The organism is Bradyrhizobium sp. ma5 (assembly GCF_042258955.1).
Classification (GTDB): domain Bacteria; phylum Pseudomonadota; class Alphaproteobacteria; order Rhizobiales; family Xanthobacteraceae; genus Bradyrhizobium.
Window position 1 is genome coordinate 4,307,651 of sequence record NZ_CP170156.1, and the last position, 14,731, is coordinate 4,322,381.

The 14,731-nt window shown below is 64.8% G+C and carries 10 protein-coding genes; 7 read left to right on the plus strand and 3 right to left on the minus strand.

Going from position 1 to position 14,731, the window contains the following annotated elements; genetic code table 11:
* Window positions 1–87: 87 nt before the first annotated feature.
* A complete protein-coding gene (locus tag ACE103_RS19750; RefSeq protein WP_375780790.1) occupies window positions 88–3,795 on the plus strand; it encodes a DUF3971 domain-containing protein in 3,708 nt (1,235 codons plus the stop codon).
* Between the two features lie 223 nt (window positions 3,796–4,018).
* On the plus strand, window positions 4,019–5,773 hold the full coding sequence (locus ACE103_RS19755; RefSeq protein ID WP_375780791.1) for a hypothetical protein: 1,755 nt from the start codon (window positions 4,019–4,021) through the stop codon (window positions 5,771–5,773).
* A gap of 83 nt (window positions 5,774–5,856) precedes the next feature.
* Here the strand turns inward: ACE103_RS19755 and ACE103_RS19760 are convergent, their stop codons facing one another.
* Complete coding sequence (locus ACE103_RS19760; RefSeq protein ID WP_375780792.1) at window positions 5,857–7,104, minus strand: MFS transporter; 1,248 nt, start codon at window positions 7,102–7,104, stop codon at window positions 5,857–5,859.
* Between the two features lie 56 nt (window positions 7,105–7,160).
* Entirely contained in the window at window positions 7,161–8,414 is a 1,254-nt protein-coding gene (tyrS, locus tag ACE103_RS19765; protein ID WP_375780793.1) for a tyrosine--tRNA ligase, read from the minus strand.
* Between the two features lie 152 nt (window positions 8,415–8,566).
* On the opposite strand from tyrS, the gene ACE103_RS19770 reads away from it, so the two are divergent.
* The 3 genes from ACE103_RS19770 (at window position 8,567) to ACE103_RS19780 (ending at window position 10,764) form a co-directional block, all read left to right on the plus strand.
* Window positions 8,567–9,670, plus strand: a complete 1,104-nt coding sequence (locus ACE103_RS19770; protein ID WP_375780794.1) for an anhydro-N-acetylmuramic acid kinase — start codon at window positions 8,567–8,569, stop codon at window positions 9,668–9,670.
* Window positions 9,671–9,753: 83 nt separating this feature from the next.
* A complete protein-coding gene (locus ACE103_RS19775; RefSeq protein ID WP_375780795.1) occupies window positions 9,754–10,431 on the plus strand; it encodes a glutathione S-transferase family protein in 678 nt (225 codons plus the stop codon).
* 3 nt (window positions 10,432–10,434) lie between these two features.
* Window positions 10,435–10,764, plus strand: a complete 330-nt coding sequence (locus ACE103_RS19780; RefSeq protein ID WP_375780796.1) for a DMT family transporter — start codon at window positions 10,435–10,437, stop codon at window positions 10,762–10,764.
* A gap of 92 nt (window positions 10,765–10,856) precedes the next feature.
* On the opposite strand, the gene ACE103_RS19785 is transcribed toward ACE103_RS19780, so the two are convergent.
* Entirely contained in the window at window positions 10,857–11,504 is a 648-nt protein-coding gene (locus ACE103_RS19785; protein ID WP_016843213.1) for an alpha/beta hydrolase, read from the minus strand.
* A 463-nt stretch (window positions 11,505–11,967) separates the two neighbouring features.
* Between ACE103_RS19785 and ACE103_RS19790 the strand changes: the two genes are divergently transcribed.
* Window positions 11,968–13,125, plus strand: coding sequence for a cysteine desulfurase family protein (locus tag ACE103_RS19790; protein ID WP_375780797.1), 1,158 nt, complete (start codon window positions 11,968–11,970; stop codon window positions 13,123–13,125).
* A 98-nt stretch (window positions 13,126–13,223) separates the two neighbouring features.
* Window positions 13,224–14,720, plus strand: coding sequence for a Fe-S cluster assembly protein SufB (gene sufB, locus ACE103_RS19795; protein WP_223967851.1), 1,497 nt, complete (start codon window positions 13,224–13,226; stop codon window positions 14,718–14,720).
* Window positions 14,721–14,731 lie beyond the last annotated feature (11 nt).

Genomic DNA, 14,731 nt, shown 5'->3' on the forward strand with positions numbered 1-14,731 from the left:
CGCTTGCTGAATTGGCTTTCGATTGATTGGTTTGGTCCGTTCCGAGGGCCATCGGCGAGTAACATGATTAGGCGAGGATAGGCGGCGATGCCGGCAAGGGAGCGCTCGATAACAGTCGACGGGCGCCCCGATGGCGGCGATCAGCTTCGCCGTCAGCACCGAGAGGCAATGGCAAGGAACACGTCGCCGCAAGGTCCAAATTCGCGCGCCGGGACTGACTTCTCGCAATGGGAAGACGACGGCGCGTGGGACGAGCAGGATGAGGCGGCGGGCGACCGTGCGCGGCAATTGCTGTCGCGTTCCAACACCAACCTGCATCGTTTCACCGATTTCTGCTCCGGCATGCAGCGCTGGCTGAAGCGCGAACGCTGGATCCGTCGCATCGGACTGGTCCTCGTCGTGCTGGTCGTGCTGTTCGCGACCTGCTTCGGCGCATTGTGGTGGCGGCTCGGCGCCGGTCCGATCAATCTCGATTTGGCGACGCCATGGCTGGCGGCGGCGATAGAGGAGAATATCGGCCACGGCAACACGGTCGAGGTCGGCGGGACGCAGATCGAGCGCGCCGGCCGCGTCAGGATCGCGGTGCGCATCCGTGACATCATCGTCCGCGACCGCGACCATGCGGTCGTCGCCAGCGCGCCGAAAGCCGAAGTGCGCTTGTCCGGAACGGCCTTGCTGATGGGCCAGTTGCGGGCGGAGAGCCTCAATCTGGTCGATGCGGAACTGTCGGTGCGCATCACGCCGGACGGCAATGTCACCGTGTCCGCCGGCGACACCGCAAAACCGCTCGCCACCGGCGTTGCATCCAAGCGCGAGGCGGGGTTGCCGCCGACATTCCCGCGGCCGTCGACCGCTGCACCGCCGCCGCCGGTTGCCTTGCCTCCGGTTGCCCCCGGCCCCTCGGCCACCGCACCCGATTCGGCCCAGAGCGGGCTGCTCGCCGGCCTCGACTGGCTCGACAGCCTCAGCCTGACCGGTCTCGACGGTCAGAACCTCAACGAGATCGGCCTGAAGAACGGCAATCTCGTCGTCGACGACCAGCAGCGCGGCAACAAATGGAGCTTTGAGAATATCAGCCTGAGCCTGCGGCGCCCGAGCGGCGGCGGGGTTGCGCTCAGCTTCGGCGAAGACGGCGCAAAGCCCTGGTCGGTGCGCGTGCTGATTGGACCGCAGCAGAACGGCGTGCGCTCGGTCGACATCAAGGCGGACAAGGTTTCCACGCGGAACATTCTGCTCGCGATGAGGACCAAGGACCTCACCTACACCGCCGACCTGCCGCTGTCGGGCGAGATGAGGGGCGAACTCGGCCGCGACGGCCTGCCGACCTATTTTCGCGGCAAGCTCAATGTCGGCGCCGGCAACATCATCGACACCGACACGCCCGACTACCCGATGCCGGTCGATTCGGCCGAGATGAGCGTCGAATGGGATTCGGGCCGCCGCGTGTTGCTGGCGCCGATCAAGATCGTCTCGGGCGCCAACCGCATCACGCTGCTCGGCCATCTCGAGCCGCCGAACGACAACGTCACCGACTGGCAGGCGGGCCTGTCCGGGGGCACCATCGTGCTGGCCGGCGCCGACAAGGACGAACCGCCGCTGATCTTCAATCGCATCAACATCGGTTTCCGGTTCGACACTGAGAAGAAGCGGGTGCTGTTGACTCAGGCCGATATCAGCAATGGCGAGATCGGGGTCGCCGGCACCGGCAGCATCGACTATTCGGGCGAGCCGCGGTTGCAACTCGGCTTTGCCGGCACGCCGATGTCGGCCTCGGCCCTGAAGCGGATGTGGCCGATCATCATCGTGCCCGAGGTGCGCGATTGGGTGCTCGAGCGGATCGACCGCGGCACGCTCCAGCGCATCGATGTCGGCGTCAACTCGCCGGTGCATAATCTGTCGCGCAAGGGACCGCCGATCCCGGATGACGGCCTCTCGGTCAACATCGTCGCTTCGGGTGTCACGGTGCGTCCGGTGGACAAGATGCCTGCGGTGCATGATGCGGATCTGAAGGCCAGGGTGACCGGCCGCACCGCGACCGTGACCATCAACCAGGGCATCGCCGACACGCCGGCAGGCCGCAAGATCACGCTGTCGGATTTCAGCTTCGAGGTGCCGGACATGGCCCCGAAGCCGTCGCCGTCGAAGGTCAAGTTCCGGGTCGACTGTCCGGTGCCGGCTGCCGCCGAAATCCTCGCATCCGACCGGCTCAGCGATCTCTCAGGTCCACCGATCGATCCCAATGCCAGCAAGGGCAACGTCACGGCCACGATCAATCTCGGCATGCCGGTGACGGGCGGGCTGACCAAGGCCGACACGCAATATTCCGTCACCGCCGACATCTCCGGCGTTGCCGTCGACAAGCTGGTGATGAACCAGAAGCTCGAGGCCAACACGCTGAAGGTGATTGCGAGCAACGCCGGCTTCCAGGTCAAGGGCGACGTCAAGATCAACGGACAGGCGGCCTCGCTCGATTACCGCAAGCCGGCTGATGGCGATGCCGACGTCAAGCTGCAGGCGACGCTCGACGACGCGAGCCGCGCCCGGCTCGGGCTTGATCTCGGCCCCGCAGTGTCAGGCGCGATCCCGATCAAGCTGAGCGGCAAGATCGGCAGCGGCGACAATCCCACCACCAAGATGGGCGTCGAGGCCGACCTGACCCAGCTCAAGCTCGACAACATTTTGCCCGGATGGGTCAAGGCGCAGGGCAGGGGCGGCAAGGCGACCTTCAATGTGGTGCCGAAAGGGCAGTCGACGCGGTTCGAGGATATCTCGATCGAAGGCAGCGGTGTCTCGATCAAGGGCGCGCTCGAGGTCGACCAGAACGGCGATCTCATGAATGCGAACTTCCCGACCTATGCGCCGTCGGACGGCGACAAGACATCGCTGCGGGCCGATCGAGGTCCCGACGGCGTCATCAAGGTGACGATGCGCGGCGACGTGTTCGATGGCCGCGGATTTCTGAAGTCGGCGATCTCCGGCCGTGACAGCGATCCCAAGAGCAAGGCCAAGACCACCGATTTCGATGTCGACCTGAAGCTCGGCGCGGTGGCCGGTTTCAACGGCGAGGCGCTGCGCGCTGTCGACGCCAAGATCTCGCGCCGCAACGGGTTCTTCAAGGCGTTCACGCTGAGCGGCAAGGTCGGCGGCCAAGCCACTCCCGTCAGCGTCGATATGCGCGGTCGCCAGCAGGGCCGCGAGGTGATCTATCTGCAGACCGGCGATGCAGGCGCGTTCCTGCGCTTCATCGACACCTATTCGAAGGTGGTCGGCGGCCAGCTCACGCTGGCGATGGAGCCGCCGATCCCCGAGCCGAGCCCGAGGGAAGGACTCATCAATATCACCGGCTTCTCGGTGAAGGGTGAAACCCAGCTCGACCGCGCCGTCGCCGGCGGGCCGGTCAGCACCCAGAACGGCATCGGGTTCGACGCGTTGCGCGCCGAGTTCACACGCCAGAGCGGCCAGCTTTCGATCCGCAACGGCGTGGTCAAGGGACCGAGCATCGGCGCGACCATCGAAGGCAGCATCGATTATGTCGGCAACCAGGTGCGGATGAACGGCACCTTCATTCCGATGTACGGCTTGAACAACATGTTCGGCCAGATACCGTTCTTCGGGATTTTCCTCGGCGCCGGCAGCAATGAAGGCCTGATCGGCGTGACCTATGAAGTGGTCGGCACGCCCAACCAGCCGGTGCTGCGCGTCAACCCGATCTCGGCGCTGGCGCCGGGCCTGACGCGCAAGATCTTCGAGTTCAAGCAGTACGGGCCGAACGATCTGCCGACGACGAACAATTAGCGCGTCGGTTCATTCCCTCGGCTTCAGCCGACGGCCCGGACGAGATCGCCGGACCTAGCTGACCGGATCATCCATCGTGACGAGTGAGATGCCGCAGTGGACATGCGGTCGATTGTCGCACGCCCGTAACAGTCCGCCCGCAGATTGCGCGCGCCGACCGCCGACATCGCGGGCGGCTATGCGCCCTCGTTTTCTGAGAAGATCTTACATTGGGAGAAAAGCAATGATCGCCAAAGGATTGCGCCCGCCTGTGGGGCTTCCGCTGTCTCGGCCGGTTGTTGCGCTGACGCTGCTCGCCTCCACGGCGCTCGCCAGCAGTCTTGCGCACGCCGACGGCGACGACGTTCATTTCCGGCCGGGTCATCTGTTGTTAAGCCGTGCGGTGTTCGTCAACAACGCCGTCACCATCACGCCCGGCGTGACCCAGTTGCCGCCGAATTGTGTGTCGCCCAATTGCGTGACCGCCACGGCGGACGGCACTTATCCGACCGTGTTCAACAACGACGGCGTCGACGGCTCGTTCGGCCTGACCGCGAAGATCCTGCTCGACGAGCTGCGTCTCGACGGCAGACACGTGCAGTCGCTTGAGGTGCCGAACAGTGCTCAGCGCGGCGTGTCCCAAACCAAGGACCAGATGGTCACCAGCTTCTCGTCAAAATCCGAGCTGGCGCTCAATCTGTCGCTCGATCATCGCAGCGTGACCTTCATGGGCTATCTCGCTCCGATCGGCGCCATCGACGTGTCGAACTCCAACACCCCCGACGTCATCGATTCGACCAATCCGGTGCCCGGCACCTATTATCGTCTGGTCGCTGAAGTCGATGAGAACGGTCGCTTCCACTTCACCAAGGTGAACGGCTATAGCGGCAACAACGGCCGCGCTGCGGTGTTCAACGATCGGCATGGTGCCGGCGTGTTCTACACCGCCGGCAACGCGGGCAACGGCGGCAACCCGCAGCCCGCCGGGGTCATCGCAGGCGCCGGCATGCAGATCGCGCGAGAGGCCGACGTGCCGCTCGCTCGCCAGGCAGATCCGGGCGGACCTTTCCCGCTCGGCAGCTTCAACATCACCGAACTCGGCCAAAAGGCCGACAAGATCGGCAAGGACACCAATTTCCGCGGCCTCACCGTGTTCAACAACGTGATCTACACGACCAAGGGCAGCGGCGGTAACGGCATCAACACCGTCTACTTCATCGACACCACCGGCAACGCCGCCAACGGCAGTCCGAAGGCGTGCCCGAACGGCGTCGGCGTGCCGGCTCCGTCTGCATCGCTGCCGACGACGCAGATCTTCTACGATGGCTCGAAGTTGGCGGGGCAGGGCGTCACGCCGTATAACATGTGCGTGCTGAGCGGTTTCCCGACTGCGCTCAAAAGCACAACCTCGTTCCCGTTCGGCATCTGGTTCGCCGACGCGCACACGCTCTACGTCGCCGACGAAGGCAACGGCACCGCGACATTCGACCCGACATCGAACGGCTATACCGCTGCCAAGGCGCAGACATCAGCCGGATTGCAGAAGTGGGTGTTCGACAGCACGGCCGGCGCGTGGAAGCAGGCCTACACCTTGCAGGCGGGACTTGACCTCGGTGTGCCCTACACGGTGCAGGGCTATCCGACCGGCAACAACGCCGCGACCGGCAAGCCGTGGTCACCGGCGACCGACGGCCTGCGCAACATTACCGGCCGGGTCAACCGCGACGGCAGCGTGTCGATCTGGGCGATCACCTCCACGGTGAGCGGCAGCGGCGACCAGGGTGCCGATCCGAACAAGCTCGTGATGATCACGGACAAGCTTTCCGCTGCGACGCTGCCGGCCGGCGAGCGCTTCGTCACGCTGCGGACCGCGAACTCCGGCGAGGCGCTGCGTGGCGTGTCGTTCACGCCAGGCACCGGCGATGGCCGGGAGGAAGCCCATGACCGCGGCTCCTGCGGTCGCGATCACCGCGGCGACGATTGCCGCGACATCGACTGAGCGAAAGACATCGTAGCCTTCGGCCTCTCCCCATGTGCCTGTGGGGAGGGGCCGTCGACGTGCCAAATTCATGAGCCCTCGACTCAGCGCCGCAGCGCCGGCACCACCAAAAACGGGATCAGGCCGAGCACGACATTGACGAGCGCGAAGGCGATCAGCGGATTGTAGCTGTGGGCCCAGTCGTGGAGCAGGCCACCGCCCCAGGAGCCGAGCGCCGAGCCGAGGCCGCTGCCGATCATGATGGTGCCGTAGATCGTGCCGACGCGCTCGCCGCGGAAGATTTTCAGCGCGGTCGCGGTGATCAGCGGGCCGCGCGAGCCGATCATGCTGCCGAAACAGATCACAAATCCGGTCAGCAGCCAGTAGTTCGGATACCACTGCAACAGCCAGAGCAGGATGATGCCGAGGATCGACACGCCGTAGCTGAACAGCACGCTGGGACGGCGGCCGATGATGCCGTCGAGCGTGGACACGCCGAGCATGCCGACGAACAGCGCGACGCCGGAGAAGCCCCAGGCGGTCGCGGCCTGGAGCGGCGGGAAGCCGACATCGATCAAGTAGGCGACGATCTGCGCCGTCAGCGCATACATCGCGACCGCCGTGAAGAAGAAAGTGGAGAACAGCGCCCAGAAGGCGTGGTGGCGCATCGCGGCAAGCAACGTCCAGCCTTCCTCGGCAAGGCCGGCCTGCGCCTTCCTGACGATGTGCGGCGCGCCGCCGGCGAGCAACCGCCACGGCAGGAAGACGAGCGGGACAAGCAGGCAGAGCGCACTGACGCCGAACACCTGATAGGCCTCGCGCCAGCCGATCCGGTCGATCAGCACCTGTGACAGCGGCAGCAGAACGAGGAGGCCGGCGCCAGTCGCCGAATACATCACCGCCATCGCGGTCGGCAGCTTTGGTCCGAACCAGCGGCCGAGCAGGATCGAGTTCGAGACGTTGCCGATCAGCGCGGTGCCGAAGCCGACGCAGAGGCCGACGCTGAGCTGGAATTGCCAGAGCGTTTGCGCGCGTGAGGCGATCAGGAATGCGCAACCGAGCAGCGACAGGCCGAGCGCGTAGACCACGCGCGGACCCGAGCGATCGAACAGGCGCCCGACCAGGGGCGCAGTGAGGCCGCTGGCGAGCCAGGTCAGCGAATAGACCGACACGACCGAGGCGCGGTCCCAGCCGAAATTTTCCGAGATCGGTTTGAGAAAGACAGTGAAGCTGTCGCTAAGGCCGCGTCCGAGCACCGACAGCACGAAGCAGAGCGCAAGCACGTTCAGTGCGACGCGCGACTGTTTCGCCGGCGTTGCAAGCGTGTCGTTCGGCGGCGTGTTCTGGTCCATCGAAGAGGAGGGAGCGCGCTTTCGGCACCCCCTGCAACCGACAAATACGAATGCGCCTATGCAGGCCTCAGCAGGACGTGGCGCTTCTTGCCGAGCGACAATTTGACCACGCCTTCCGGCGTCAGATTGGCCGGCGTCAGCAGCATCTTCTCGTCAGTGACGGCCACGTCGTTGACGCGCAGGCCGCCGCCCTTGATCTGCCGGCGTGCTTCGCCGTTGGACGCGACGAGCTCGGCCTTGACGAAGGCAGCGAGCACGCCGATGCCGGCCTCGAACTCGCCGCGCGGAATTTCCACCGTCGGCAAGGTTTCCGCCAGCGCGCCTTCCTCGAAGGTGCGGCGCGCGGTCTCGGCAGCCTCGTTCGCCGCATCGCGGCCATGGAGCAGGGCGGTTGCCTCGGTCGCCAGCACCTTCTTGGCCTCGTTGATCTCGCTGCCGCCGAGCGCGGCAAGCTTGCCGATCTCGCTCATCGGCAGGATCGTGAACAGCTTGAGGAATTTGACGACGTCGGCGTCCTCGACGTTGCGCCAGTACTGCCAGAAGTCGTACGGCGAGAACTGGTCGGCGTTGAGCCACACCGCGCCCTTGGCGGTCTTGCCCATCTTGTCGCCGGAGGCGGTGGTCAGCAGCGGCGTGGTCAGCGCGTACAGTTGCGGCGAGCCCATGCGGCGGCCGAGATCGACGCCGTTGACGATGTTGCCCCACTGATCGGAGCCGCCCATCTGCAGCCGGCAGCCGGCACGGCGCGACAGCTCGACGAAGTCGTAGGCCTGGCAGACCATGTAGTTGAATTCGATGAAGCTCATCTCCTGCTCGCGCTCGAGCCGGAGCCGCACCGAGTCCATCGTCAGCATGCGGTTGACCGAGAAGTGCCGGCCGATGTCGCGCAGCATCTCGATCCAGTTCAGCTTGGTCAGCCACTCGGCGTTGTCGAGCATGATGGCGTCGGAAGGCCCGTCGCCATAGCGCAGCACCTTGGCGAACACGCCGCGGATGCTCGCCTTGTTGGATTCAATCTCCGCGACGGTGCGCATCGCGCGCGTCTCGTCCTTGCCGGAGGGGTCGCCGACCATCGTGGTGCCGCCGCCCATCAATGTTATCGGCTTGTTGCCACTCTGTTGCAGCCAGTACAGCATCATCATGGTGAGGAAGTTGCCGATGTGCAGCGACGGCGCGGTGCAGTCGTAGCCGACATAGGCGGTCGCCTCGCCCTTCGCGGCAAGCGCGTCGAGGCCCTCGAAATCGGAGCACTGGTGGACGAAGCCGCGTTCCTGTAGAGTGTTCAGGAAATCCGATTTAAATGCAGTCATTTGTCGGCGAGCCAGATCATTCTTGTTTTACGGTTTTTGCATCTATTTGCGGAACCCTGACGCTTGAGGCTGCCGCAGGCGGACGCGCAGTGGCATTATAGGATGTACTTGTTTGAGACAAGCCGGGGGTTCCCGGCTGGGGCGCTTCCAAGATGATGTTAACGGCACTCGGTCTGATGAGCGGGACCTCGCTCGACGGGGTCGACGTGGCACTGATCGAGACCGATGGCCGACAGATCAAGGCCTTCGGACCTACGGGCTATCGACCCTATACCGACAGCGAGCGCAGCCTGCTGCGCCAGGCGCTGACCGAGGCCGTTCATCTGTCGCGGCGCGATGCCCGGCCGGGGATCCTGCGGCAGGCCGAGCAGGCCGTCACGACAGCCCATGCCGAGGCGGTCGCCAGCTTCACGTCACAGACCCGGATCTCCGCCCAGGACATCGACATCGTGGGGTTCCATGGCCAGACCGTGCTGCATCGCCCGGAGCGGAAGTTGACGGTGCAGATCGGCGATGCCCTGGCGCTCGCCAAAGCGATCCACATCCCGGTGATGCATGATTTCCGTGCCGCCGACGTCGAGGCCGGCGGGCAGGGCGCGCCGCTCGTGCCGGTCTACCATCGGGCGCTGGCGCAATCGCTGAACCGCGAGGGGCCGATCGTCGTGGTCAATATCGGCGGCGTCTCCAACATCACCTATATCGACGGTGCCGATACGTTGATCGCCTGCGACACCGGGCCCGGGAACGCGCTGCTCGACGATTTCATGTTCCGCCAGATGCATCAGCCGTTCGACACTGCCGGCAAGTTCGCCGCGCTGGGCAAACCGGCCGAAGCCTGGATCGCCCAGGCGCTCAGGCTGCCGTTCTTCTCGGTTCCGCCGCCGAAATCGCTCGACCGCAACCACTTTGCCGGCCTGAAGCTCGGTGCCGTGGCGCCGGCCGATGGCGCGGCGACGCTGACCGCTTTCACGGCGGCTGCGATCGCCCGCGTGGTGCCGCTGCTGCCGAAACGCCCGAAGAGCTGGATCATCTGCGGCGGCGGTGCCTCCAACCTCACCATGATGCGGATGCTGCGCGAGCGCCTGGCGCCGGCAATCGTCGAGCCCGCCGAGGCGCTCGGCTGGGCGGCGGATGCGATCGAGGCGCAGGCCTTCGGCTTCCTTGCCGCGCGCGGCATGAAGGGGCTGCCGCTGAGCTACCCCGCCACCACGGGGGTGCCGATCCCGATGACCGGGGGCATCATCGCGCGACCGTGATTTAGATGCAAATGCATCTACCTTGACAGTTCCATGCCGCTGCATTTAATTCGATGCAGTTGCATTGAACGCGAGGTTTCGTCATGGCCGCCCTGAAACTGATCAGCCACAAGCTCTGCCCCTATGTGCAACGCGCCGTGATCGCGCTGCATGAGAAGGGTGTGCCGTTCGAGCGGATCGACATCGATCTCGCCAACAAGCCGGACTGGTTCCTGAAGATCTCGCCGCTCGGCAAGGTGCCGGTGCTGGTCGTGACCGGCGACGACGGCAGAGAGGTCGCGCTGTTCGAGAGCAACGTGATCTGCGAGTACATCGAGGAGACGCAAGGCGGCGCCAAGCTGCATCCGCAGGATGCGCTCAGCCGCGCCGAGCATCGCGCCTGGATGGAGTTCGGCTCGGCCGTTCTCGGCGACCTCTGGGGGCTCGAGACCGCGACCGATGCCGCGACCTTCGAGAGCAAGCGGCAGGCGGTCACCGCAAAATTCGCGCGCGTCGAGGTTGCGCTCGACGCGGGTCCGTTCTTCGCGGGCGACAGGTTCAGCCTGGTGGATGCGGTGTTCGCGCCGGTCTTCCGCTATTTCGATCTGTTCGATCAGCTGACCGATCTGGCAGTTTTCGCCCACACGCCAAAGCTTCGCGCCTGGCGCAGTGCGCTGGCGCAGCGGCCGAGCGTGCGCAGCGCGGTTTCGCCTGAATATCCCGCGCTGCTACACGCGTTCCTGGTCGGCCACCGCGCGCACATGCTGAAGCTTGCCGCCTAAGCCATGTCGCACTCCATTGCCTGGATCGCGCTGATCGTCGCCGGTCTTCTCGACGTCGGCTGGGCCATCTCGATGAAATATGCCGAAGGCTATACGCGCCTCGGCTGGACGCTGGTCTCGCTGGCGCTGCTCGCCGCGTTCGTGTTCCTGCTTGGGCGCGCGTTGCAGGTGCTCGGCGTCGGCGTCGCCTACACGGTGTGGACCGGCATCGGCGCGGTCGGCACGCTGATCATGGGCGTGCTGTTGTTCAACGAAGCCGTGAACCCGATGAAGGTCGCCGGGATCGCGCTGGTCTTGGTCGGCATCGCCGCGCTAAAATTCGCGCCGGAGTAGGTCGTAGCCCGGATGAGCGAAGCGATATCCGGGGTCTGCGCCGTTGCGACCCGCATGTCGCTTCGCTCATGCGGGCTACAAGGTCGGCGGCGTCAGCGCACGTTGGCGAGACGCATGTCGAGATAGCCGGTCACCGTTTCCATCAGCGGCTCGAGCTTGCCGTCGAAGAAATGGTTGGCGCCGGGGATGACCTGCTGGTCGATCACGATGCCCTTCTGCGTCTTCAGCTTCTCGACCAGCGTATTGACGTCCTTGGGCGGCACCACGGCATCCTTGTCGCCGTGCACGATCAGGCCCGACGACGGGCAGGGCGCGAGGAACGAGAAGTCGTAGAGATTGGCGGGCGGCGCGATCGAGATGAAGCCCTCGACCTCCGGCCGGCGCATCAAAAGCTGCATGCCGATCCATGCGCCGAACGAGAAGCCGGCGACCCAGCAGGCGCGCGCCTCGGGATTGATCGCCTGCGCCCAGTCGAGCGCGCTCGCGGCATCGGACAACTCGCCGGTGCCATGATCGAACGAGCCCTGGCTGCGGCCGACGCCACGGAAGTTGAAGCGCAGCACCGAGAAGCCGCGATGCGCGAACGCGTAGTAGCACTGGTAGACAATCTGGTGGTTCATCGTGCCGTGGAACTGCGGATGCGGATGCAGGATCATCGCAATCGGCGCGTTCTTCTGCTTGGCCGGATGGTAGCGGCCCTCGAGACGGCCAGCAGGGCCGGTGAAAATGACTTCAGGCATTGTGTTCCCTTGATTGACGCGTTCCCTTGATTGACGTCGATCAATCAACCGGTTGGAGCCATCTTCGGCGACGGGCGCGAGCAGAGCGGCTCATGATGAAATCGGGCGCAGGCACCGCCGGGCGGCACGCTGGAAGGCCTTCTAGCATGACGCAAGGGGCAAAAATCAAGGAAATTGTGCCGCTTGGCGGAGGCTAATCCGCGCCGTGACGCGCGCGTAGCCGGCGCGTCGGCGGCGATCCGGATCGACGCGTTGATTTGTTCGCTGGCTACCTGAAGTTTTGATTTGTCATATTGCTATCGCGCTCGGTGCGCAGGCCGATGTCTTGCCTGGCAACACGACGGGACTCCCGGCGAGCGTGAAAAATCTCTCGCGCCAGTGACTCTGATCTGGTCTCGCTGCCCGACTGTCGCTATGTCGCAGTGGAAGGCCGCAACCACGGTGGTTGCCGCGGACAAGCTCGATGGCCGATCGCGTCTATCTCGACTGGAATGCCACCACGCCGCTTCGCCAGGAGGCGAAGGCGGCGATGGCTTCTGCATGGGAATTGAGCGGCAACCCGTCCTCGGTGCACAGCGAGGGACGCCGCGCGCGCCGGCTGGTCGAGGATGCCCGCAATGCGGTGGCCACGGCGGTCGGCGGCCGGCCGCAGGACGTCGTGTTTCTCTCCGGCGGGACCGAAGCCAATGCGCTCGCATTGACGCCGGGATTGCGCCGCGGTGCGGGCGCGCCGGTCGGGCGGCTGTTGGTGTCCGCGATCGAGCATGCGTCCGTCCTCGCGGGCGGGCGGTTTGCGCGTGAGGCGACCTTCGCAACCAATGTCACGCGCGCCGGCGTGATCGATCTCGATCATCTGCGCGCGCTGCTGGCTGACGGTGCGCCCGCTTTGGTCTCGGTGATGCTAGCGAACAACGAGACCGGCGCCATTCAGCCGGTGGCTGACGTCGCCGAGATCGTCCATGCAGCCGGTGGCCTGCTGCACGTCGATGCGATCCAGGCGTTCGGAAAGATCTTGTTCGATCTCGCCTCGACCCAGGCCGATCTCGTGACGCTGTCGGCGCACAAGATCGGTGGACCGAAGGGCGCAGGCGCACTGGTGCTCGCCGAACGCGTTGAAGGACTGGAGGCGTTCCTGCGCGGCGGCGGGCAGGAGCTCGGGCGGCGGGCAGGGACTGAGAACGTCGCTGGGATCGCAGGCTTTGGCGCGGCCGCGAAGGCCGCGATGGTGGCGCTGAAGGCCGACGCCGCCCGCGTCAGGGGATTGCGTGACAGGCTCGAGCACGGGCTCCGGCAGACGCCGGACATGCTGATCTTCTCCGATGACGTCAAGCGGTTGCCGAATACCGTCTTGTTCACCGCGCCCGGCATGAAGGCCGAGACGGCGGTTATCGGATTCGACCTGGCCGGGGTCGCGGTGTCCTCCGGTTCCGCCTGCTCGTCGGGCAAGGTCCAGCCGTCTCACGTGTTGGAGGCAATGGGATACCGTTCAGAGGTGTCCCAAGGAGCGGTGCGGCTCAGTCTTGGCTGGTCTACCACGGAGACAGACGTGGATTTCGCCCTCAAGGCTTGGCGAAAGCTCGCCGATACCCTAGTTAAGGGGGAACGACGAAACACAGCTTGAACTGTTCTAAGCCAGTGATTTCGTGTTCAAAGCATCGTAAGCGATTTTTCTGAAGTTGAGATCCACCGCGGTCCTTGAAACCGCGAGCGGAGGATTGAATGCCTGCTGTACAAGAGACGGTCGAGCGCGTCCGGCGCATCGACGTCGACCAGTATCGATATGGGTTTGAGACTCAGATCGAGTCCGACAAGGCCCCGAAGGGGCTGTCGGAAGATACCGTCCGCTTCATCTCCGCAAAGAAGAATGAACCGGCCTGGATGCTGGAATGGCGCCTCGAGGCGTATCGCCGCTGGCTGACCATGACCGAGCCGACCTGGGCGCGCGTCGACTATCCGAAGATCGATTACCAGGACATCTACTATTACTCGGCGCCGAAGCCGAAGAAGACGCTGTCCTCGATCGACGAGATCGATCCGGAAATCCTCAAGACCTACGAGAAGCTCGGCATTCCGCTGCGTGAGGTCGCAATCCTCGAAGGCGTCGAGCCGCCGCCCGGCGGACCGCCGTCGCCGAGCCGCAAGATCGCAGTCGACGCCGTGTTCGATTCGGTTTCGGTCGCGACCACCTTCCAGAAGGAGCTGAAGGCTGCCGGCGTGATCTTCATGCCGATCTCGGAGGCGATCCGCGAGCATCCGGAGCTCGTGCAGAAATATCTCGGCACCGTGGTGCCGACCTCGGACAATTACTTCGCAACGCTGAACTCGGCGGTGTTCTCCGACGGCTCGTTCGTCTACGTGCCGCCGGGCGTGCGCTGCCCGATGGAGCTGTCGACCTATTTCCGCATCAACGAGCGCAACACCGGCCAGTTCGAGCGCACGCTGATCATCGCCGACAAGGGCTCCTACGTTTCCTATCTCGAAGGCTGCACCGCGCCGCAGCGCGACGAGAACCAGCTGCACGCCGCCGTGGTCGAGCTCGTCACGCTCGATGACGCCGAGATCAAGTATTCGACGGTGCAGAACTGGTACCCCGGCAATTCCGAGGGCAAGGGCGGCATCTATAACTTCGTCACCAAGCGTGGCGACTGCCGCGGCAAGAACTCCAAGATCTCCTGGACCCAGGTCGAGACGGGATCTGCGATCACCTGGAAGTATCCGAGCTGCATCCTGCGCGGCGACAATTCGAGCGGCGAGTTCTACTCGATCGCGATCTCGAACGGCTACCAGCAGGTCGATAGCGGCACCAAGATGATCCACCTCGGCAAGAACACGTCGAGCCGGATCATCTCCAAGGGCATCGCCGCCGGCAGGTCGCAGAACACCTATCGCGGGCTCGTCAGCGCGCACCGCAAAGCCACCGGCGCGCGCAACTACACCGCCTGCGACTCGCTCCTGATCGGCGACAAATGCGGCGCGCACACCGTGCCTTATGTCGAGGCCAAGAACTCGTCGGCGACGTTCGAGCATGAGGCGACGACGTCGAAGATTTCCGAGGACGTGCTGTTCTACTGCATCCAGCGCGGGCTCTCGCAGGAAGAAGCCGTCGGCCTCGTCGTCAACGGCTTCGTGAAGGACGTGCTGCAGCAACTGCCGATGGAGTTCGCGGTGGAAGCGCAGAAGCTGATCTCGATCAGCCTTGAAGGTTCGGTTGGCTAATCCATCCCGCT

Bases quoted from the DNA above. Each gene is read 5' to 3' on its own strand.
- ACE103_RS19755 (WP_375780791.1), top strand. From the start codon at position 4,019: ATGATCGCCAAAGGATTGCGCCCGCCTGTGGGGCTTCCGCTGTCTCGG.
- ACE103_RS19770 (WP_375780794.1), top strand. From the start codon at position 8,567: ATGATGTTAACGGCACTCGGTCTGATGAGCGGGACCTCGCTCGACGGG.
- ACE103_RS19760 (WP_375780792.1), bottom strand. From the start codon at position 7,104: ATGGACCAGAACACGCCGCCGAACGACACGCTTGCAACGCCGGCGAAA.
- tyrS (WP_375780793.1), bottom strand. From the start codon at position 8,414: ATGACTGCATTTAAATCGGATTTCCTGAACACTCTACAGGAACGCGGC.
- ACE103_RS19790 (WP_375780797.1), top strand. From the start codon at position 11,968: ATGGCCGATCGCGTCTATCTCGACTGGAATGCCACCACGCCGCTTCGC.
- ACE103_RS19780 (WP_375780796.1), top strand. From the start codon at position 10,435: ATGTCGCACTCCATTGCCTGGATCGCGCTGATCGTCGCCGGTCTTCTC.
- ACE103_RS19785 (WP_016843213.1), bottom strand. From the start codon at position 11,504: ATGCCTGAAGTCATTTTCACCGGCCCTGCTGGCCGTCTCGAGGGCCGC.
- ACE103_RS19775 (WP_375780795.1), top strand. From the start codon at position 9,754: ATGGCCGCCCTGAAACTGATCAGCCACAAGCTCTGCCCCTATGTGCAA.
- sufB (WP_223967851.1), top strand. From the start codon at position 13,224: ATGCCTGCTGTACAAGAGACGGTCGAGCGCGTCCGGCGCATCGACGTC.
- ACE103_RS19750 (WP_375780790.1), top strand. From the start codon at position 88: ATGCCGGCAAGGGAGCGCTCGATAACAGTCGACGGGCGCCCCGATGGC.